We start from the raw sequence: 21283 nt of genomic DNA, 5'->3' as shown, positions 1-21283 counted from the left end.
AAGAACGTGGATCGTACATCGGTCAAGGTCGTCGTGGCGGGCGGCTTCGGCACCGGCAAGACCACCCTGGTCGGGTCGGTCAGCGAGATCCCGCCCCTCACCACCGAGGAGGTTCTGACCCAGGCCAGCGTCGGCGTCGACGACATGACCGGCATCGAGGACAAGGCGAACACGACGGTCGCGCTGGACTTCGGCCGCATCACCATCACGCCCGATGTCGTGCTCTACCTGTTCGGCACCCCGGGACAGGACCGGTTCTGGTTCATCTGGGACGAGTTGGCGCAGGGGGCGATCGGGGCGATCGTGCTGGTTGACACCAGGCGGCTGGGCACCAGTTTCCCCGCCATCGACTACTTCGAACGCCGGGGCATTCCGTTCGTCGCCGCCGTCAACCGGTTCTTCGGGGAGTGCCTCTACACGGAGGAGGAGATTCGTTCGGCGCTGGAGCTGGACCCGGCCGTGCCGCTGGTGTTCTGCGACGCGCGGGACCGCGCGTCGAGCAAGCAGGCCCTGATCGAACTGGTTCGGCACGCCATGTCCCGGCTCCCGGTCGCCAGCTGAGCAGCGCCGCTCGGCCTCGTCCGCTCCGCCACCACCCCGGTGGTGCCGTGGGCTCGGTCTCGTGTCCCGGTGGGTGACGAGCCGCGAGGGCATCTGCTGACAGTCGCCCCCCGGGTTGCCGGAGTCGGGTCGGATCAGGTGGTCCGACTGCGGATGGCCGCTGTGGGATGACGAAACGTCCGGACAGTAACCGGCCGACGAACTGATCGACGCAGAATGGGAAAACCCCCGGCGGCCCGACGGCCCCGGGGGTTCTCTCTTGGACGTGGCGCGCGGCCTGACGCCGTCCGGCTCCGGTGGTGCCGCGGTCCTGGCCGGCACCACCGGAGCCGGGTTATCCGACGACGCTGTACTCCGCCTCCTTTGGCGCCAGCCGCACCTTGAAGTGCCGCAGCAGCGGCGGCGCCGACACGATCCGGTAACCCTGAACCCGCTCGGGATCCTTCGCGATGTCGGCCAGGATGGCGGCGACGTACTCGAAGTGCGCCTCGGTGTAGACCCGCCGCGGGATCGCCAGCCGGACGAGTTCGAAGGGCGCCGGGGTCACCAGCCGGTGCTGGTCGTCCATGCGGCCCAGATACAGCGATCCCAGTTCGGCGCAGCGGATGCCGCCGTCGAGGTAGAGCTGGCAGCCGAGTGAGTGACCGGGGAAGTCACCGGGAGACAGGTGGGGCAGGAGCCGGCCGGCGTTGAGGTACAGGGCGTGGATGCCGGGCGGCTGGATGATGTCCACCCCGGCGTCGTTGATCATCTGGGCGAACCGCGCGGTCGCCGCGGCCCGGGACGCCAGGTACGCCGGCTCGACCACCTCCCGGAGCCCCTGGGCGAGCCGTTCCAGGTCGTGGCCGGCCAGTCCCCCGTACGTCGAGAAGCCCTCGGTGGCGATGAGGTTCGCCTCGCAGGTGGCGTGCAACGCGTCGTCGCGGAGTCCGATGAAGCCGCCGATGGCCGACAGCCCGTCCTTCTTCAGGCTGACCACGCAGCCGTCGGCCAGCGAGAAGGCCCGGGAGGCGATCTGCCGGGGAGTCCAGCCCTGGTAGGCCGCCTCCCGCTGCCCGACCAGCCAGGCGTTCTCCGCGAACCGTGCCGCGTCCAGGAAGAACGGCACCTGGTGGCGCCGGCAGAGGTCCCGCACCGCCTCCAGGTTCGCCATCGAGACCGGCTGCCCGCCGAGGCCGTTGTTGGTGATGGTGATCAGGACCAGCCCGACCCGGTGCCCGTCGGGCCCGGTCAGGAGCCGTTCCAGCGCGGCCAGGTCGATGTTGCCCTTGAACGGGGCAGGGCTGTCCAGGTCGGCCGCCTCCGGGCAGGGCAGGTCACGCGGCTCGGCACCGGCCAGCACCACGTTGGCGTGGGTGGTGTCGAAGTGGGTGTTGCTGACGCAGATCTGACCGGGCTTGAGCAGGCTGCTGAAGAGGACCCGCTCGCCGGCCCGGCCCTGGTGCACCGGAAGGATGTGCGGATAGCCGGTGAGGTCGCGCACCTCGTCGAGGAACCGGAACCACGACCGGGCTCCGGCGTACGACTCGTCGCCCCGGGCCGCGGCGGCCTCCTGCTCGACCGAGGTGGCCCCGGTGCCCGAGTCGGAGAGCAGGTCGATGGTGATCTGGTCGGCACGGAGGTTGAACGGGTTGTAGCCGGCGTCGGCGAGCGCCTGCCGCCGCTGCTCGGCGGTGAGGAAGGGGATCGGCTCGACGACCTTGATCCGGTATGGCGGCAGCGTCAGGTGCGGGTGGATGGACCCGGGATGCTCCTCGTGGCTGAGGTGTCGGGGCCGGACGCCGCCGGCCCGCCGCTGCGCCGAATCGGTACCCGCCGGGACGCTCCTGGGACGTGGGGGTAGGACGCGGTACGCCTCGGCCGAGAGGTAGACCGTCACCCCGGGACGGGGTGGCCCCAGCCGCAGGGACACGTGGGCGAGCAGGCCAACGCCGTCCCGCAGCGGCCGGCTGGTCAGGGCGGCAATCGCCCTGTCCAGCTGGGAGCTGTCGAAGCCATACCGGGTGAGCAGGGTGGCGACGCGGTCCCGTGCCTCCTCGTCGTCCGCGACATAACTGCGGATCGGCACGTAGAGGCTGTATCCGACCGGTCGGTCGGCACCGCCGGTGAAGGTGTAGCTGCTGACGAGCGGCCGCCGGTCGAAGACGTTGGCGGGGCCGCCGGCCACGGCGCAGAACTCCGCCAGCTCCGCCGGGTCGATGCCGTCGACCAGGCCCGCCGCACGGATCACGTCGCGCACCTGCGCGTCGTGGTGGCTCAGGTAGAGCTTGACCCGGGCGTGCGGTGCGTCGTGGAGGTCGAGAGCGAAAAACGCCAGCCGGTCCCGCCGGCCGAGTTCGCCGGGCCGGACTCCGTGGTCCAGCAGCGCCTGGTACGACGCGCCGAGACCGAGCCGGCCCAGGGCCGCCTTGACCAGCTCCGGCGCCATGGCGACGCCCTTGACCTCAGGGTTCAGGTAGACCTTGAACTCCGGCCGCCGGCCGTGCCGGAACACCAGCGAGTGCCAGAGCGCGAACTCGCCCTGGGGGTGGTCGGTGGCGAACAGCTCCCGGAGCGAATCCAGGCGGCCCGTCGGCAGCCCGAAACGCCGGGCCTGCCGCTCGACGAACTCGTACGCGGCGGCGAGATTCGCGGCTGCGCCAGGTGGGGAGCCCAGGGCCTCGGCGAGAATCCGCAGTGTCGGGGGCTCGTCCCGGTTGAAGGCGACCGAAAACTCGACGGGAGTGTGGTCGTCGGCCACGTTGGAGGGCCAGACCGGCGGTTCGGACAGGGGACGGGACGCGGCCGGTCCGAGGATGTCCGCCAGCAGCTCGAGAGGTAGCTCCGGATCCGTGCCGGCAACCCGGCACAGGCCGGCAAGCTGGCCACTCAGATGTTCGACAAGGGACAAGCCGCGCATTACCGCTCCCTCTCGCTTCGACCGGTTCGGCATCGCCGCGCCCAGGCGGGGCAGTGCCACCCGCCCGGTGGGGAGGCCGCGTATCGTCCGCCACCCACCGACCGTTTGCCTACTCGTCCGATGGCCGGATGGCTTTCCGGACAGGCGGGACCCATCAGGCGGGTAGTGGGTGCAGACCAGTCGGCGAAGGCGACCTCACCTCATTTCTCACACATCGTGAGTGTTCCGCCAGGCCGTGTCGAGTGAGACAATGATCACAAATATTGACAAAATGTGGCAGACAGTAATCATCCGGGACGTACGTCACGCAGGGTAATCACTATCCACTCTCGACGGAGACGGCTCAGACCGTCTGAGTGACGGACCGCAATCCCGACTCTCCGGTACGCAGTTACTCTGCGCACACCAAACCGGGATCCTCGAAATCGTCGATGTTGACAGAACGCGCAGGGGTGATCTATTAGCCCGGGCGCGCGGCAGTGGCCCAGTCAGTCCACTGTGGGCCCTACCGCGCCGGAACACCCGCGCTTCCGACCGGTGGTCGATCCGGTCGGGTGACGTCTGGTCGAGCGGGTGCCCGGTCGGGCGAGATCCGAGACCGGCAGCGGCGCGTCCGCCTACCGTTCCGGGTGGACGCCCATCGGTGCCGTCGACCGGTCCGCGCCGACCTCGGCAGCCACCGCCTCGGTCAGCACGGTCGGCTCGGTCAGCGGAAGCGACTCGGCCGGCACCGGCCTGGGAGAGGCCGCCTCGCCGGCCTCCTCGGCCCGACGGCTGGTGTCCGTCCGGACCGCCACCATCTGGTACTCGCCCGTCTCGCCGCTGATCGCCGCGGCCGCCATCACCGCGGCCGCGGCCCGGTCCGCCAACCGCTTCGCCTCGCGCTGCACCCGGGCCCGCACCTCCATGGCGTGGCGCTCGGCCGCCTCGGCCGCTCGTCGGGCCTCGTCCAACCGGTTCAGCTCGGCGGTCAGCTCCTGGCGGAGCTCGCCGAGGCGCTGCTGGAGCTGGGCGATCTCCTGTTCCGCTGTCGCGTGCTCCTGGCGCGACTGCGCCAGCCGCTGCTGGGCGCTCTCCTGCGCGGCCTGGAGCTGGGCCAGCGCCTGCTCCCGGGACTCGATCTCCTCCTGGAGGGCCGCCAGCTTCTGCTGGTGGACGGCGGCCTGCTCGTCCGCGTGCCGCCGCAGCTCGGCGACGTACTGCTGCGCCTCCGCCTTCCGCGCCGCGTTGTCCTGCTCGGCCATGCTCTGCTGCCGGGCCAGCTCCGCCTCGACCGCGGCCCGCCGGTCGGCGAGTTCTCGCTCGACGGTGGCCTTCCACTGCGACAGTTCCTGCTGGGTCTGGTTGCGCGCCGCCTCGACCTCCTGGTGCGCCCGGGCGCGGGCCGCCTCAAGCATCGCCTCGGCCTCGGCGCGGGCCTGCTCGATCTGCTGGGCGCTCTGCTCGTTGATCCGCAACGCCTCCTGCTCGGCGCGCTCCCGCGCGGCCTCGCCGTCGGCCCGCAGCTTGTCCGCCCGTTCGCGGCTCTCGGCGAGCACCCGCTCCGCCTCCGCCTGGTGCTCGCTGGCCCGCTGCGTGGCGGCGCTGACGATCGCCTCGGCCTGCTTCTCGGCCAGGGCCAGGATCTGGTCGACCATCGGTCCAAGGTCGCGGAAGGACGCCCGGTCCACCTGCGGAGGTCGCTGGCTCAGCTCGGTCAGCTCCGCCTGCACCTGCTGCAGCTGCGCGGTCAGACTCTGGATCTGGCTGTACGCCTGGCTGCGCTCGGCCGTCAGCTTCGCGATCTCTCCGGTCGCGTGGGCGACGTACTGGTCCACCTGTCGCTTGTCGTAACCGCGCAGCACCGACTCGAAGGTCGGCCGCGTAACCATGTCCTGCGGGAGGTCGAAGAAGTCCTGGGCTTGGGACATGCGTCATCCTCCAGGTGTTCGCGGACCCGGTGGCGACGGGTCAGCTCGGGCAGGGGTGGGGCGCGACCGGCGGATCATACCTGTCAACCGCGGCCCGGGGCGCGCCCCTGGCTCGGCCGTTCCGACGACGGACCCCGACCGACCGACTCCGGTCGGCTCGCCGGAAGCAGCGGAGCACCGGTCTGATCGTCTGGCCGACACGACCGTCGGCGGCGCGCCGGCGACCGCGCGGCGGCGCCGGGTCAGCGGGCACGCGCGGCCCGGACCTGGCAGGCCCGCAGGATCTCCGCCGGTCGTCCCCGGTAGTACCACGGATACTCCGAGGCGACCGGGCCGAGTTCGCGGAAGTCGGCCAGCGCCGGCCTCCACCGCTCACCCCAGCTGGCGACGAAGGCAAAGACACCGCGGACCTTCGGCGCCGCCGGGTGCCGCGGTGGCCCGGCGGCCAGCCAGTCGGCCCGGGCCGCCTCGACCTCGCGCACCACATCGGGCGAGTTCCAGAACTCCAGGTTCTGCTCCGCCCCGTTCGGGTTGTCACCCCAGAAGAACTCGCGTAGGGCGTACTCGATGTGCGCCTGGACGGGCAGCGCGTGCAGCGGTGAACCGGGCGGCGCGGACGCCGCGGCCGAGCGGGCCAGCTCGTACATCGCCCCGTGCGAGCCGAACCACTTCTTCGTCCGGTACTGCACCGCCGCCTCGTGCCCGAGATAGCTGAACGGATCCCGCGCCGTCAGCTCGGCAAACCGCTTCTCGAACGGCGCACCGCTCCGGTGCCCGAACAGCGTCCAGATCGACTGGATCCACGGCGTCGGGTCGTCGGGGTTCAATGCCGCCGCGCGTTCGCAGGCCTCCGCGGCCCTCGCCATGAAGTAGTGGAAGTCCGCAAACTGCTCCCGGCTGGTCTCGCTCGCCTTGCCGGCGCCACGCGCCCGACCCGCCCGGTCGGCCTCGCGGTTGGCCAGGAGCACCCAGAGGCCGGGGTCGTCCGGGGCTGCCGCGAGCCAGTCGTCCAGCCAGACGCGGTCGACCTTGCCCAGCACGTTCGCGTACAGGGCGCGCCGCTCCCAGTCGCCGACGGTTTCGGCGAACATCTCACGGACGGCCGCCCAGTCGCCGGCCCGGGCCAGGTCCCTGGCCTTGACCAGCCCGGCGTCACCGAGGGCGTCGTCGAGGGTGACCTCGGGCAGCTTGGCTCGCTTCCAGAACATGCGGCTGATCTAAACACCCCGTGCGGTCGCGTCGCGACCCGGGCCGGGGACCGGAGCGTAGCGGCGCTCCGCCCGAGCGTGGTCAGGCCGACTGCCGGACGACCAGGGTCGGGTTGAAGATGACCGACCGCGCCGTCCGGTCCGGTTCCCGCAACCGGGCGAGCAGGAGCTGCGCCATCTCGCCGGCCATCTCCTCCACCGGCTGCCGGATCGTGGTGAGCTGCGGGTGCGACTCCACGGCGGCGCTACTGTCGTCGAACCCGACCACGCCCACGTCTTCCGGCACCCGCCGACCGCGCTCCTGGAGAGCCCGGATCGCCCCCTCGGCCATCAGGTCGTTGGCGGCGAACAAGCCGTCGATCTCCGGATGCCGGTCCAGCAGGCGGTGCGTCGCCGCCTCCCCGCCCGAGCGGGTGAAGTCGCCCTGTTCCGCCGGCACGTCGACGCCGAGCTGGGCCGCGACCGCGGACCGGAACCCGGCGAGGCGATCCTGTCCGGCGGGCATGTCCTGCGGGCCGCAGATCGTGGCGAGCCTCCGCCGGCCGCTTCCGACGAGGTGCTCGGCCGCCAACCGGGCCCCGCCCTGCTGGTCGACGTCGACGTAGCTCAGCGGCACCGGACGGCCGGGCCGGGCCGACAGGACCGCCGGTATGCCGAGGTCGACGAGCTGCTGGGGCAGCGGGTCGGCGCCGTGACTGGAGATGAGCAACACGCCGTCGACGTGGCCCTGCCGCAGGTAGCGGAGGACCATGTGGTGGGCCGGCGGGTCCGCCGGAATGATCACAAGATGGATGTTCCGGGGACGCAGCACCTCCTGCGCCCCGGCGGTGACCCGACCGATGTACGGATCGGTGAAGAGGCGCTGGAGGAACGGCGTCTTGTAGACGGTGGCGTGCCCGGGCGGCTCCGAGACGATGAGCGCCATCGAGTCGGTACGCCGGGTGACCAGGGATCGGGCGGCGAGGTTCGGAACGTACCCGATCTCGGCGATCGCGCGCTCGACGGCGGCCCGGATGCGGGGATCGACGGTGGGCACCGCGTTGATCACCCGGGAGACGGTGGCCCGGGACACCCCGGCCGCCTCGGCGACCTGCTCGAGCGTGGGGCGTCCCGTCGCGTCCGCCGGGCGGGCCGTCATGGCACCAGTTATAGCACCGGGCGGCCCGGTGCCAGGGACGGCCGCGTCCCCCGCCGGCCCGGTTCCGGGCCGGCGGGGAGGGAGTGGGTCACGGGCGGCCGTCGGTGCCGCACTTGATGATGGGGCGGATGCAGTCCCGCACCCGGCGGGCCAGCTCCTCCTCCGGCCAGGCGTTGAAGAAGTCACCGTGCATGGTGAACCCGCCGCCCGACGCCAGGCGGAACCGCGACGCCGGGCCGTTGACCGGGTAGCGGAGCACCTGCCGGAGCTTCGGCACCGGCACCGGGTGGGTGGCCGGGCAGTCGCCGTTCACCGGGTACGCCATGTGGCTCTTGTGGTCCGGCGAGTCGAGGTCGCGGCCGTTCCAGCACTGCGGAAAGTCCAGGTACGACTCCAGCATGCTGTCCGACGGGCAGGTGACGAAGTCCTTCGACGCACCGACCTCGTTGTGGTGCAGGCAGGACCAGCGCGAGATGGTGCTGTCGTCCGGACCGGTGGCCAGGGCGTTGCCGGCGACGATCCGCAGCCCGAGCGGGAACGGCTGGATCCGGGCGATCACGTCGTCCCGGACCCCCTCGCCCAGGTAGTAGAAGACGCCGGTAACCGGCTCGACCGGCTGGCCGTCGGCGTACAGGGTGGGAACCCAGTACGACGACTTGTCGACGGCCGGGTTGCAGTTGGTGTCCCCGGCGATCAGGTCGCTGACGTTGGTGTAGGCGTTGGTCACCCGGCTGCCGAAGAAGCTGTGCATGTGCGAGGCGCCCGGCAGGTTCGGGAAGACGATCGGGTCGTCGGGAAGGCGGTGGCTGAACGGGCAGTCGGCGAGGAACTCCGCGACCCGGACGATCGGGCCACCGGGCGGCGTCGGCGGTTCCGCGCCACCGGTGCCATGGACCTCGAACTCCCACAGCGACACGCCCCACTGGGTGGCCCGCTGCGTGGCGTACAGCCGGACGTACCGGCCGGAGCCGGAGACGGCGAGGTCCTGGATGCCGCCGCCGCCGTTCGTCGTGGTGTGGATGGTCGTCCAGTTGGTGCCGTCCGGCGACGTCTGGATGGTGAAGGCTCGGGCGTATGCGTCCTCCCAGCGGAGCACGACCCGGTTGATGGTGGCGGTGGCCCCCAGGTCGACCTGCAGCCACTGCGGGTCGCCGAAGGCGCTGGACCACCGGGTCCCGAGGTTGCCGTCGACCGCGGCCGAGGCGGGCGTACCGGCGTTCTCGGTGGAGGAGGCGACGGTGGTGCGGCCCTGCGAGAGCAGGACGTCGGCGGCCGCGGCCGGGGCGGCGTTGATGGCGACGTAACCGCCGAGCAGGCCGAGGAGTGCGAGGGCGAGCGAGACGGCACGGGGCCGGCGGCGGAAGACTCTCCGGTACATGGGAACTCCTACTGGTAGACCCGGACGTAGTCGACGTACATCCGCGACGGGAACGGCGTGGTGCCGTCCACCGGTCCGGGGAAGTCACCGCCGACCGCGAGGTTGAGGATGAGGTAGAAGGGGTGGTCGAAGACCCACGGTCCGCGGGTCGCCTCGACCATGGCCTTGTCGGCGACGAAGACCGTCTGGCCGTCGAGCGAGAACCGCATGCCCCGGCTGTCCCACTCGACCGCCCAGACGTGGAAGCCGGCGGAGAGATCCACCCCGCCCGGCGCGGGATAGCGCTGGCCGTAGCCGCCACCGCCGTGGTAGGCCGGGGCGTGCAACGTGGAGTAGCCCTCGAGGGTGTTGCGGCCGAGGACCTCCATGATGTCGATCTCGCCGTTGTACGGCCACGGCCGGCCGGTGAGGAAGTCGGCACCCATCATCCAGAACGCCGGCCACAGGCCATTGCCCTTCGGCACCCGGATCCGCGCCTCGATCCGGCCGTACTGGACGTGGAACTTGGTGCCGGTGTTCATCCGGTGCGAGGTGTACTCCCGGCCGCCGGCGCTCTCACGCCGGGCCTCCAGCACCAGCGAGCCGGCGCCGTCCATCTGCGCGTTCTCGTTGTTCGTGTAGTACTGGAGCTCGTTGTTCTGCCCGGTACCCGGATCGATCGTCCACTTTGTCGGGTCGGGCTTGGCGCCCGCCGGGCCGTTGAACTCGTCGCTGAAGACCAGTCGGGTGGCGGGGAAGGTCGGGTCCGGTGGCTGGGGCGGCGGCGGGGTCGGGTTGCCGCCGCTGCCGTAGACGCGGAACTCCCAGAGCGAGTAGCCGTACGGGCTGCCCCGGGCGGTGCCGTACATCCGCACGTACCGGCCGGTGCCGTTGACGCTCAGCGTCTCCACGAAACCCCGGCCCGTGGTGGTGGAGTAGATCGTGCTCCAGGTGGAGGCGTCCGACGACACCTGGATCTGGTACGCCGTGGCGTACGCCGGGTCCCACTGAAGGACGACCCGCCGGATCGTGGCGGTGGCGCCCAGGTCGACGTAGATCCAGCCCGGGTCGACCCAACCGGTGGTGCTGCTGGTGGCCCAGCGGGTCGCCGGGTCGTTGTCGAAGGCGCGGGCCGGCGTGCACTCCCAGCAGTTGCCGTCGTGCTGGCTCGACGAGGCGACCGCGGGCTTGCCGTACGACAACAGGACGTCCTCACCGGGTGGCGTGGTGCCCGGCGGGGTGGTCGGGCCGGCGTCCGGGTCGCCGTACACCTGGAACTCCCAGAGCGAGACACCCCACGGGGTGGCGCGCGCGGTGGCGTGGAGCCGGACGTACCGGCCGGTGCCGGAGACGGCGAGATCCTGGATCCCGCCGGTGCCTTCGGTGGTGGTGTGCACCGTGGTCCAGGCGGTGCCGTCGGTGGAGATCTGGATGGTGAATGCGCGGGCGTAGGCGGTCTCCCAGGTGAGGACGACCCGGCTGACCGGCACGGACCGGCCGAGGTCCACCTCGAGCCACTGGGGGTCGGCGAAGGCGCTCGACCAGCGTGTGCCCGGGTCACCGTCGACCGCGGCCGACGCGGGGAAGGCGGCGGACTCGACGGAGGAGGCGGTCGCCGGACGCCCCTGGGACAGCAGGGTGACGGCCGCCCCGGCCGGGCCGGCGGCGACGACCAGGTAGCCGCCGAGCAGGCCGGCCAGGGCGGCCGCGAGCGTGGCGAGTTGGAGTCGGCCACGGCGGCGGGGTGGATGCGGCGGAGCGCCGGGCGGTGGGACGGCCCGATGCATCGGTACTCCTTGTGGTGGGGGTGGCGGGGGACGGGTGCGATCGCGGTGTGGTGTCGAGAGAGCGCTCTCTGACCGCTACTCTGAACCCGTACATGTGGATGTGTCAATGCCGGTTTTGCCGGAGATCCGAGCGGGACGTCGCCGACGGAGACCACGGCGAGCCGGCAGAGAGCGCTCCACGCCCCCGGCCCTCGGGAGGACCCATGCCGGTTCGGCCTCCACGACCCCTGCTCGGCGCGCTGCTGGTGCTCGCCCTCGCCGGCTGCGGTGGCGCCGGAAGCGACCCGCCGCGTACCGGCGACCCGTCGCCGGTGACCACGGTCGGCCCTCCGTCGGTGGTCGCCGACGGGGGACCGACCGCGGCCCCGACCACACCCGGCGGCTTCAGCGGTACGGACACCGCCTGGCTCCAGCTCGCCATCGCGATGGACGAGCGGTTCCTCCGGGTCCTCGACCTCGTCCCGGGTCGGCTCACCGACCCGGAGCTGGTCGTGCTCGCCGGACGGATCGCGGCGGACCACCGCGCCGTGCTGCCCCGACTGCATGGCCTGCACGAGCGGTCCGGCGGCCCCACGACGAACCCGCACGAGGGTCACGACATGCCGGGGATGGCGACGGCGGCGCAGCTCGCCGAGGTACGGCGCGCCACCGGCCGGGCCGCGGCCGAGCTCTTCGCCACGCTGGCCCGGGCCCACCTGGACCAGTCGGTCCGGCTCGCCCGGGCCGAGCGGGAGCACGGCACCGAGCCGGTCACCCGGGCGATCGCCGCCGAGATCGAACGGACCCGAGCCGGCCAGCGCAGTCATCTGGACCGACTGCTGCCGGCGACGGTCACGCCGGGGCCGTGAACCGGCGGGCGGCGCGGGTCGCGGGCGCCCCCCGGGGTCCACCGGCACCTCGCCCTGCCGGTCCGGAAACGGGTCGGCCATCCGGCGCCCGATGCGAGAGAGCGCTCTCTCGCCCACCCCGACCCGCCGGACATCGCCGGCGCCCCGACGTCACCCGGCGATCGGCCGCGTGCGGGTAACGGAGAGGAGGTAACTCCCATGTGGACACGCGGGCGACATCTCGGGTGTCCGGCTGCCGCGCGGGCGCCGCCCGCCCCCGGCGAGTCGACGACGCCGTCCTGTCGCGGTCCGACGGCGACACATCCGGGACGCGTCCCCCGACCCAGCAGGCCGAGTACGCAACTTGCAGGCAACAGCTCGGTTCTTTCAAAAAGAATCGAGATTGTTGCATTAACGAGTTCACCTTTGTATGGTCATCGCCACGAAACCCGACGGTCGAGCCTGCCACCCCACCACCCCGTTCCACACCCCCCACCGCTCGTCTCCCTTCCGTCCCCGTGCCTCCCGTCCTCCCCGTCCCGCCGCGCCGCGGCCGGTGGCCTCGCGGCCGGCAAGAGGAGTGCTCCCGCATGCCCAGAAACCGCCGCCCGGGCAGGGCCCACCCGCTGCCCGCACACCAGCCCCCGCCCGTACACCAGCCACTGCCCGGAAACCCGCACCCACCCGCTCGGCACGACCTGCCAAACGGCCACGACCCGTCCAAGACCCCGGTGGCCGGCGTCGCGCGACGCGCCCTCGCCCTCACCGCCGCCCTGGTGACCTGGTCGGGTGCCGCGGTGCTCCCCGCCTCCCCCGCCGCCGCCCATCCGGTTGACCCAGCCGCGTTCCAGCAGGTCGAACTCGCCAAGGGAGTCGCCGAGACGGGCGAGCCGATGGCCCTGGCCGTACTGCCGGACCGGTCGGTGCTGCACACCGCGCGCAACGGCACCCTCCGCCGCACCGACGCGAACGGCACGACGACCGTCGTCGGTACCCTTCCCGTCTACACCCACGACGAGGAGGGGCTCCAGGGCGTCGCGGCCGACCCGGGCTTCGCCACCAACCGGCACATCTACCTGTACTACGCGCCGCCACTCTCCACCCCGGGCGGTGACGCCCCGGCGACCGGCACCGACGCCACCTGGGCGACCTGGCGCGGCGTCAACCGGCTGTCCCGCTTCACCCTCACCCCCGACTGGCGCCTGGACCCGGCCAGCGAGCGGGTGGTCCTGGAGGTGCCCGCCGACCGGGGCATGTGCTGTCACGTCGGCGGAGACATCGACTTCGACGCCGACGGCAACCTCTATCTCTCCACCGGGGACGACACCAACCCGTTCGACTCGGCCAGCTACGCCCCGATCGACGAGCGGACCGACCGCAACCCCGCGTTCGACGCGCAGCGGACCTCGGCGAACACCAACGACCTACGCGGCAAGATCCTCCGGATCAGGGTGAACGCCGACGGCTCGTACTCGATCCCGGCCGGGAACCTCTTCCCGCAGGGCACCCCGAACACCCGGCCCGAGATCTACGCGATGGGCTTCCGTAACCCGTTCCGGATGAGCGTCGACCGGGCGACCGGGATCGTCTACGTCGGCGACTACGGCCCGGACGCCGGCACCTCCGATCCGAACCGGGGACCGAGCGGGCAGGTCGAGTTCAACCGGATCACCTCGCCCGGCAACTACGGCTGGCCGTACTGCACCGGCACCAACACCCTCGCCGAGACGTACAACGAGTGGAACTTCGCCACCAACAGCACCGGGCCGAAGTTCGACTGCGCCGGCGGGCCGACCAACAACTCGTTCCGCAACACCGGCCAGACCACCCTGCCCCCGGCCCGCCCCAGCTGGATCCGGTACGGCGGCGACGCCGGCTCGCCGCCCGAGTTCGGCGGCGGTTCGGAGTCGCCGATGGGCGGGCCGGTCTACCGGTACGACCCGGCCAACCCCTCGCCGGTCAGGTTCCCGGCCGACTTCGACGGTCTGTTCTTCGCCGGCGAGTTCGGCCGCCGCTGGATCAAACCGGTGCACGTCAACGCCGACGGCTCGGCCGGAACGATCGACAGCTTCCCGTGGCACGGCACGCAGGTGATGGACATGGCGTTCGGCCCGGACGGCGCCCTCTACGTCCTCGACTACGGCGCGGGCTTCGGCAACGGCGACGCCAACTCCGCCCTGTATCGGATCGAGTACATCGGCAACCGCAACCGGGCGCCGGTGGCGCGGGCCAGCGCGGACCGGACGTCGGGTCCCGCCCCGCTGACCGTGGCCTTCTCCTCGGCCGGCTCCATGGATCCCGACGGCGACGCGCTGACCTACTCCTGGGCGTTCGGCGACGGCACCAGCTCGACCGCGGCCAACCCGACGAAGACGTACACCACGAACGGCACGTACACCGCGACGCTGACCGTCCGCCACCCGCAGGGCGCGACCGGCACGTCGAGACTGCAGATCACGGTCGGCAACACCGCCCCGACGGTCACCATCGTCGCTCCCGCCGACGGGCAGCCCTTCTCGTTCGGCGACACCGTGCCGTTCGAGATCAGGGTGACCGACCCGGAGGACGGCACGATCGACTGTGACCGGGTGACGATGACGTACCTGCTCGGGCACGACAGCCACGCGCACGAGATCACCGAACGGAACGGCTGCTCCGGCACGATCACGGTGCCGGTCGACGGCGAACACGACGCCGCCGCCAACATCTTCGGGGTCTGGGATGCCGAGTACACCGACAACGGCGGGGTCACCACCCACAGGCAGCACATCACCCAGCCCCGGCACCGGCAGGCCGAGCACTTCGGAGCCCAGTCCGGCGTCCTGACGTTCGCCAAGACGTCGGCCGAGGGGGGCCGGACCGTCGGCGAGATCCACAACGGGGACTGGGTCAGCTTCACCCCGTACGCGCTGGCCGGCGTCACGTCGTTCACCGCCCGTGTCTCCTCGGCCGGTGCGGGTGGCACACTGTCGCTGCGCGCCGGCTCCCCCACCGGACCGCTGCTCGGGTCGGCCACGGTGCCGGTCACCGGCTCCTGGGACACGTTCACCACGGTCGGCGGCCCGGTGACGAACGCACCGGCCGGCACCACCACGCTGTATCTGGTCTTCACCGGGGGCAGCGGGGCCCTGTACGACGTGGACTCGTTCACGCTCGGCGGTACGCCGCCGCAGCCGGGGGGTCAGATCGAGGCCGAGTCGTTCACCTCCCAGTCCGGCACCCAGATCGTCGCCGACCCCAACGCCCACGGCGGCCAACGCGTCGGCTACATCGACGACGGAGACTGGCTCGCCTACGCCTCCACCAACCCCACCGGCCGCACCGGCTTCACCGCCCGCGTCTCCTCCGGCGGAAACGGCGGCACCATCCACATCCGCACCACCTCACCCACCGGCCCCCAACTCGGATCCGTCACCGTCCCCAACACCGGCGGCTACGGCACCTACACCACCGTCACCACCCCCCTCACCCCCGGATCCGGACCCCTCTACCTCGTCTTCACCGGCACCGGCACCGGCGGACTCCTCGACATCGACAGCTTCACCCTCACCGGCGGCGACGCCGACCCGCAGCCGCTGCCGGCGCTCTCGCCCAACGTCCACCTCTTCTACTACGCCTGGTACGGCAACCCGTCCCGCCACGGGCAGTGGCGGCACTGGCAGCAGGGCAACCACACCCCACCAGAGGACATCGGCGCCAACTTCTACCCGACCCTCGGCGCGTACGACTCGGGCGACCTCACCGGTGTGGTGGCCCAGCACATGCGCTGGATCCGGCAGTCCGGAGCCGGCGTCATCGTCTACAGCTGGTGGGGCCAGAACTCCTACGAGGACCAGCTCGCCACGGGCGTGCTCGACGCCGCCCAGCAACAGGGCATCAAGGTGGCCTGGCACATGGAGCCGTACGCCGGCCGGACCGCGGCGTCCACCGTCGCGGACATCACCTACCTCAACAACCGGTACGGTGCCCACCCGGCCTTCTACCGGGACGCCACGCACGGCAACCGGCCGGTGTTCTACGTCTTCCAGAGCCTCGACATCTCGGACTGGTCGGCGTTGAACCAGGTCAACGGGACGAACATCATCCTCGCCCAGACCACCGACACCACCAGGATCGCCGGCTTCTCCGGCATGTACACCTACGACGCCATCGCCGGAGCCACCGCGCCCGGCTGGGCCCAGGCCGCCACGTACGCCAAGGCCAACAACCTGATCTGGGCACCCTCGGTCGGGCCCGGGTACATCGACGACCGGGCGGTGATCGGCAACACCACGCCGACGCTGGACCGGGCGAACGGCGCCACGTACGACCTCCAGTGGCGCAACGCCCTGGACCCGGCCACCGGCGGCCTGCCCACCTGGGTGTCGGTGACCTCGTTCAACGAGTGGCACGAGGGCTCGACCATCGAACCGGCGCGCAGCACGCCCCCGGCGGGCCACGGCTACCTGAGCTACGAGGGCGCGTACGGGCGGACCGGCGCCGCCGCCGAGACCGCGTACCTGGACCGGACCGCGTACTGGACGGCGGAGTTCGAGAACCGGCGCGCCGGGGGCGGCGGCAACCTGGCGCTGCACAAACCGGCGACCGCGGACAGCGCCTGCGCCCCGACCGAGGGTCCCGAGAAGGCGGTCAACGGCTCCGTGACCGGTGGTAACGCCGACAAGTGGTGCTCACTCGGCAGCACCCGGTGGTGGCGGGTCGACCTCGGCGCCGCGACAACCGTCGGGCGTTTCGTGGTCCGGCACGCGGGCGCGGGCGGCGAGAACCCCACCTGGAACACCCGCGACTTCGACATCCAGACCAGCACCGACGGCACGACCTGGACCACCCGGGTCTCGGTGCGGGGCAACACGGCCAGCGTCACCACCCACACCATCGCCCCGGTCACCGCCCGCTACCTCCGGCTGAACGTTCTCACCCCCACCAGTGACAGCGACCGCGCGGCGCGGATCTACGAGTTCGAGGCGTACCCGGCCTGAGCGGCGCCGCGGTGGGGACGGGGCCGGGGCGGGCGGCGCGACGCCCCCGCCACGGCCCCGCGTCCCGCCGGGGCAGCCGCCGTGCGGGGCAGCGGCGTCCGCGACCGGCGGCTTCGCGACGACGCCGCGCAGCCGCCCCACGGCGCGGGGACTACTCCTCGACCACGGGGAGAATCGTGCGGCTCCGGCCGGGCCTCGGGTACGCCTCGGCGGCGGCCGCCAGCCGTGCCGCGTGCTCGCGCTGCCTCTGCCAGTGCCCGTAGAGGGCGCCGCGCCGGGAGAGCCGGTCGACCTCGCGGATCGTCTCCGGGGAGACGTCGCCCGGCGGCGCGTCCCGCCACGGCGTCCCGGGCAGCGGCATGAAGGTGTGCGCGTGGATCCGGGCGCCGAGATCGGCGAGTTCGCGGGCGAGCCGCAGCGAGGCCTCGACGTCCGCCCGGTTCTCGCCGGGCATCCCGAAGATCATGTCAACGTTGATCCGGAAACCCTCCTCGACGCCGAGCCGTACCGCGCGTCTCACCTCCTCGACGCCGTGGCCACGCTTGGCGGCGTCGAGAATCCGGTCGGAACCGGACTGCGCGCCAACGATGATGTTGGTGTTGGCGCAGTACTTCCTCACCAGCCGCAGCGCCTCCCGGGAGACGTGCTCGGGGCGGATCTCGCTGGGGAACGAGCCGAAGAAGACGCGGCCGTCCGGGCCGATCCCCTCCTTGCAGGTGGCGAGAAGTTCCTCCACCGCGTCGAGATTCGGCTCGTCCGACTGGCTGCCGTACGACAGCGCGGTCGGGGTGATGAACCGGACGTCCCGCAGCCCGCGCCGCCGCATGGCGTCGACGTGCCAGCGGACGTTCGCCACGCTCCGGTGCCGGAACCGCGCCGAGAACATGAACGGGGTCTGGCAGAACCGGCAGGAGAAGACGCAACCACGGGTGATCTCCAGCGCGTTGAACCGGTTCCACCGCAGCGAGAAGCCGCGGAACTGGTCGAGCGGCCGGCGCTCGGGACGCCCGGTCCGGACGAGCGCACCGGTCGCGTCGCGGTAGGCGAGCCCGGGGATCCCGGTCGGGTCGCCGACCGCGTCCACCAGACGCAGCAGCGTCGTCTCGCCCTCCCCCACCGCCACGAGGTCCCACCCGGCGTCCAGGGTCTGCACCGGCTCGGCGGTGGCGTGCACCCCGCCGGCGAGGTGCGTCACGTTCGGGGCGTCGACCAGCGACCGGACCAGCGCGAGCTCTTCCGCCAACGCGGCGGCGTCCGGCGAGTAGAACGACCACAGCACCAGGACCCGGGTCGCCGAGGCGTCGAGCGCCGACCGGATCTGCGCGGCCGTCGCCTCCGGCGTCTCGCCGAAGCGCACCTCGTACCGCGTGGCCGTCTCGTGCTCCTCCAACGCGCCAAGCAGGACGTGCAGGCCGTACGTGACCGCCTTGCGGTAGCGCAGCACCAGCACCAGATCCGGAGCCTCCATGCCGGGGATTCTGCCAGCGGCGACCGGGCCCGACCTCCGGGGCTCGACCCGCAGCGCCCCGACCTCCCGGTACACCCCACCAGGCACGGGCGCACCGCCCGGCACGGTAGGTTGAGATCATCGTGCCGACCCGGTTCGGTGGACCGGACCGGATCAGCATCGACGGTCAGGCGCACCCGGCGTCGTGGAGGCACCCGCAGTGGAACGTGAACTTGGCCCCGTGGGCTACCGGATCATGCTCGACAACGAGCTTGTCCGGGTGTGGCAGGTCGCCCTCGAACCCGGCGAGACGCAGGCGCTCCACCACCACGAACATCCCTATCTGGTGATCGCCATCGAGGGCGCCCTCAACGTGGTCGAGAGCATCGACGGCCAGAAGCGCGAGGCCCCGGAGCCGACCGGCAGTGTCGTCTTCCGCCCGCCGGGCGACACCCACACCCTGACCAACGTCGGGGAGACCCGCTACGTCGCCCGCATCGTGGAGCTGAAGAAGCACTGACCGCCGCAAGCCGGGGCGTCGGACGCCCTGCCGCCCGACGCCCGCGCGTCGCCGCGACTCGTGACACTCCGGCGCGTTCTCGACCCGGACGCGTGAACACCGCTGGTACGCGGTGCTCCGGACTTGGTCAGCAGTGCGATACGGCGTCGCTGGGGCGGCCGACCGCGTCCGCCGTACCCCACCGTCCACAGATGCCGAGCAGGGAGATCTGCCCCAGCCGCGGTGGCACCGTGGCACGGACGACCAGGTGGTCGGCGTGCGGGTACAGCCCGAGGACGGTTCGGATCAGCAGGAGGATCGACCCGGCCGACCAGCCCTGCGGGCTGGTGGCGGAGGGATAGCGGACCGGGAACGAGGTACGGGCGCGGTCGTAGCCGGCGAACGCCTCCGGCAGCCGGCCGTCGAAGTACCGGGCGGCCTCGAACACCGCCTGCGCCACGGTCGCCGCCTCGGGCGCGAACCCGTAGCGTCGCATCCCCGCCGCGATGATCGAGTTGTCGTACGGCCAGACGGCGCCGATGTGGTAGCCGATGGGGTTGTAGTTCGCCTCGCCCTCGGCGAGGGTCCGCACTCCCCAGCCGCTGAAGAGCCGGGGGCCGAGCAGGTGTTCGACCAGGCTCTCGGCACGGTCGGGTTCGACGATCCCGCTCCAGAGCAGGTGCCCCAGGTTGGACGACAGCGCGTCCACGAGGCTTCCGTCCGGCTCGCGCGCCAACGCGTAGTAGCCGCGGTCCGGCAGCCAGAAGTCCTGGTTGAACCGGTCCCGCAGCGCGGCTGCCTCGCGCTCCAGCTGATCGGCGTAGCCGGGGTCGCCCCAGAAGGTACGCGCCAGGTGGGCGCCGCGCCGCTTCGCGTCGTACGCGTAGCCCTGCACCTCACAGGTGGCACGGGGGAATCCCGGCAGCCGACCGTCGCGGTAGCAGATCGCCTTCGGGGACTCCTTCCAGCACTGGTTGGGCTGCTCCCCCCGGACGCGCGGGCGCTGGTACCAGAGGTAGCCGTCGCCGACCAGGTCTCCCCACTCGTTCATCCAGCCGAGCGCGGCACGCGCCTCCTTCTCCAGTCGGCGCACCATCTCGGCGTCGCCGGTCCACCGTTCGTACTCGTCGAGCAGGATCACGAAGAGCGGGGTGGCGTCCACCGAACCGTAGTAGCGGGCGTACGGCCGTTCCTCGAAGGCGGCCGACTCGTTCAGCCGGAGCAGGTGCAGGATCTTGCCAGGCTGTTCCTCCCGGAAGTCGTCGAGCTTGGTGGACTGGAAGGCGGCGAGGACCCGGAGGGTGCTCGCGGCCAGCTCCGGCAGGTACGGCAGCGCCTGGATGCTGGTGATGATGCTCTGCCGTCCGATCATCGTGTTCAGCCAGGGCAGGCCGGCGGAGGGGACCTTGCCACTGTCCTCGAGGCCCGGGTTCCGCAGCGCGGCCAGGTCGACCAGACTCCGTCGGTAGGCCCGGGCGAGCGGGGCGAAGTCGCACTCCAGCCGGGGCGCCCGAGCCACCCAGTTCTCGAGCTCCTCCCGCATGCCCTCCTTCACCCGGCGGATCAGGTGCATTCCCCCGCCGGTGACGTCCTCGCCGCCGGGTGGCCGGATGTCGGTCACCACCCGCAGCCGGGTGGACCAGGTGCCGTGCGGGGCGACCTGGACGGTGAAGGTCAGGCCGTCCTGGTCGATCTCGGCGGGGCCGCTGACCTCGATCAGGGTGGCGCGGTGGAAGTTCTCCCGGACGTACCGGATGTGCAGGTGGCGCTCCCCGACCTCGTGGTAGTAGCGGCCCTTCTTGTCGTGCGCCGGGTCGACGGGTCCGCCGGGCTCGTCGATGTCGGAGATGTCCGCGAAGTCGCTCGCCACGTCCAGGCGGATCGTCAGCTCGGCCGGCCGGATGCTGTGGTTGAGGATGTGTATCTCCTCGTCCAGTCCGATCGCGAGCGAGCGGTTCCGGATCACCGAGAGCGTGGCGCTGACGTAGTGCGTCGGCTCGCCCGGGACCAGGAAGAACTGCGCCTCGAAGTACTGCGGCTCGTTGACGGAGAGCGGGTTGAGCCGCTCCCCGTTGACGGTGAGGACCCACCGGGAGAGGAAGCGGGTGTCGAGGAAGTACAGCCCGGCGGGATCGCCCACCGCCGGGTCGACGTCCCCGTTGCGGCTGCTGACCATGGAGGTCAGCCCTTCCATGACGATGACCTCGTCAGCGTCCACGGCCCTCGCCGCCTCCGCCGTGGACCCGCTTGGGGCCGCGCGCATCGGGTGGGCCCGGCAGGAGCCGTTGGAAGTGGATCATCACGCTCGGCGATCCTCGGAACACGAGCTCGCTGCGCAGGGTGGCGGCGGTCGGATCGGCCCCGGCGACCAGCCGATCGAACACCTCACCGTCGGCCGAGATCACGCAGTCGGCCTCGCGCTCACCCTCCTGGCTGATCGAGATGTCCCGTTCGGTGATGATCAGGTACCAGTGGTCGATACGGCCGGGCCGGCGGAGATCCAGACGTACGGTGGCGGAGAAGCCGCGCGGAAGCAGCTTCGTGCGCTCGCGCGCCGGCCCCGAAAAGTACTCCACCGTCCGGTCCACCACCGCCTGCGTACCTTTCTCCCCGCTCGGGTCTCCCCACCCCGTGGGATGAGCCTGCCGGGCCGCGGTGTGGTTCGACATCA

The 21283-nt window shown here is 71.8% G+C and carries 13 protein-coding genes; 4 read left to right on the top strand and 9 right to left on the bottom strand.

What is annotated here, in order from left to right; translation table 11 throughout:
- Positions 1-6: 6 nt before the first annotated feature.
- On the top strand, positions 7-561 hold the full coding sequence (locus tag EF879_RS07695; protein ID WP_123556213.1) for an ATP/GTP-binding protein: 555 nt from the start codon (positions 7-9) through the stop codon (positions 559-561).
- A gap of 334 nt (positions 562-895) precedes the next feature.
- Here EF879_RS07695 and EF879_RS28030 read toward each other — a convergent pair whose 3' ends face one another.
- The 6 genes from EF879_RS28030 to EF879_RS07665 all read right to left on the bottom strand — a co-directional run bounded on the left by EF879_RS28030 (position 896) and on the right by EF879_RS07665 (position 10860).
- Entirely contained in the window at positions 896-3460 is a 2565-nt protein-coding gene (locus tag EF879_RS28030; protein ID WP_123556212.1) for a tryptophanase, read from the bottom strand.
- Between the two features lie 617 nt (positions 3461-4077).
- Positions 4078-5370 (bottom strand): DivIVA domain-containing protein, encoded by a 1293-nt coding sequence (locus EF879_RS07685; protein WP_123556211.1) that lies wholly within the window; start codon positions 5368-5370, stop codon positions 4078-4080.
- 242 nt (positions 5371-5612) lie between these two features.
- Positions 5613-6578 carry a hypothetical protein gene (locus EF879_RS07680; RefSeq protein ID WP_123556210.1) on the bottom strand — a complete coding sequence of 322 codons (966 nt, stop codon included), beginning with the start codon at positions 6576-6578 and terminating at the stop codon, positions 5613-5615.
- An 82-nt stretch (positions 6579-6660) separates the two neighbouring features.
- The gene (locus tag EF879_RS07675; protein ID WP_123556209.1) at positions 6661-7716 is read right to left on the bottom strand and encodes a LacI family DNA-binding transcriptional regulator; all 1056 of its coding nucleotides are present in this window, start codon (positions 7714-7716) and stop codon (positions 6661-6663) included.
- A gap of 88 nt (positions 7717-7804) precedes the next feature.
- Entirely contained in the window at positions 7805-9094 is a 1290-nt protein-coding gene (locus EF879_RS07670; RefSeq protein WP_123556208.1) for a DUF1996 domain-containing protein, read from the bottom strand.
- An 8-nt stretch (positions 9095-9102) separates the two neighbouring features.
- Positions 9103-10860, bottom strand: coding sequence for a discoidin domain-containing protein (locus tag EF879_RS07665; protein WP_123556207.1), 1758 nt, complete (start codon positions 10858-10860; stop codon positions 9103-9105).
- Between the two features lie 203 nt (positions 10861-11063).
- Here EF879_RS07665 and EF879_RS07660 point away from each other — a divergent pair, with 203 nt between their 5' ends.
- Together EF879_RS07660 and EF879_RS28025 are read left to right on the top strand one after the other, a co-directional pair.
- Complete coding sequence (locus EF879_RS07660; protein ID WP_158624130.1) at positions 11064-11708, top strand: DUF305 domain-containing protein; 645 nt, start codon at positions 11064-11066, stop codon at positions 11706-11708.
- 569 nt (positions 11709-12277) lie between these two features.
- Complete coding sequence (locus EF879_RS28025) at positions 12278-16666, top strand: carbohydrate-binding protein (protein ID WP_123556205.1); 4389 nt, start codon at positions 12278-12280, stop codon at positions 16664-16666.
- A gap of 151 nt (positions 16667-16817) precedes the next feature.
- Here the strand turns inward: EF879_RS28025 and EF879_RS07650 are convergent, their stop codons facing one another.
- Positions 16818-18134, bottom strand: coding sequence for a TIGR04013 family B12-binding domain/radical SAM domain-containing protein (locus EF879_RS07650; protein ID WP_123556893.1), 1317 nt, complete (start codon positions 18132-18134; stop codon positions 16818-16820).
- Between the two features lie 235 nt (positions 18135-18369).
- Here EF879_RS07650 and EF879_RS07645 point away from each other — a divergent pair, with 235 nt between their 5' ends.
- The gene (locus tag EF879_RS07645; protein ID WP_123556891.1) at positions 18370-18633 is read left to right on the top strand and encodes a cupin domain-containing protein; all 264 of its coding nucleotides are present in this window, start codon (positions 18370-18372) and stop codon (positions 18631-18633) included.
- Positions 18634-18760: 127 nt separating this feature from the next.
- On the opposite strand, the gene EF879_RS07640 is transcribed toward EF879_RS07645, so the two are convergent.
- Both EF879_RS07640 and EF879_RS07635 read right to left on the bottom strand, forming a co-directional pair.
- Positions 18761-20830 carry a glycogen debranching N-terminal domain-containing protein gene (locus tag EF879_RS07640; protein WP_123556889.1) on the bottom strand — a complete coding sequence of 690 codons (2070 nt, stop codon included), beginning with the start codon at positions 20828-20830 and terminating at the stop codon, positions 18761-18763.
- Positions 20820-21200: an SCP2 sterol-binding domain-containing protein gene (locus EF879_RS07635; protein WP_158624129.1), complete on the bottom strand. Its 381-nt coding sequence runs from the start codon at positions 21198-21200 to the stop codon at positions 20820-20822. Before EF879_RS07635 ends, EF879_RS07640 begins: the two co-directional genes overlap by 11 nt.
- Positions 21201-21283 lie beyond the last annotated feature (83 nt).

The sequence above is a fragment of the Micromonospora sp. HM5-17 genome (assembly GCF_003762835.1).
Taxonomy (GTDB): domain Bacteria; phylum Actinomycetota; class Actinomycetes; order Mycobacteriales; family Micromonosporaceae; genus Plantactinospora.
Note: the sequence above shows the minus strand (reverse complement) of the source record. Positions and strands in the feature narration are given on the sequence as shown.

Coding starts and splice junctions, on each gene's coding strand:
- EF879_RS28030 (WP_123556212.1), bottom strand. CDS start 3,460: ATGCGCGGCTTGTCCCTTGTCGAACATCTGAGTGGCCAGCTTGCCGGC.
- EF879_RS07685 (WP_123556211.1), bottom strand. CDS start 5,370: ATGTCCCAAGCCCAGGACTTCTTCGACCTCCCGCAGGACATGGTTACG.
- EF879_RS07680 (WP_123556210.1), bottom strand. CDS start 6,578: ATGTTCTGGAAGCGAGCCAAGCTGCCCGAGGTCACCCTCGACGACGCC.
- EF879_RS07675 (WP_123556209.1), bottom strand. CDS start 7,716: ATGACGGCCCGCCCGGCGGACGCGACGGGACGCCCCACGCTCGAGCAG.
- EF879_RS07670 (WP_123556208.1), bottom strand. CDS start 9,094: ATGTACCGGAGAGTCTTCCGCCGCCGGCCCCGTGCCGTCTCGCTCGCC.
- EF879_RS07665 (WP_123556207.1), bottom strand. CDS start 10,860: ATGCATCGGGCCGTCCCACCGCCCGGCGCTCCGCCGCATCCACCCCGC.
- EF879_RS07660 (WP_158624130.1), top strand. CDS start 11,064: ATGCCGGTTCGGCCTCCACGACCCCTGCTCGGCGCGCTGCTGGTGCTC.
- EF879_RS28025 (WP_123556205.1), top strand. CDS start 12,278: ATGCCCAGAAACCGCCGCCCGGGCAGGGCCCACCCGCTGCCCGCACAC.
- EF879_RS07650 (WP_123556893.1), bottom strand. CDS start 18,134: ATGGAGGCTCCGGATCTGGTGCTGGTGCTGCGCTACCGCAAGGCGGTC.
- EF879_RS07645 (WP_123556891.1), top strand. CDS start 18,370: ATGCTCGACAACGAGCTTGTCCGGGTGTGGCAGGTCGCCCTCGAACCC.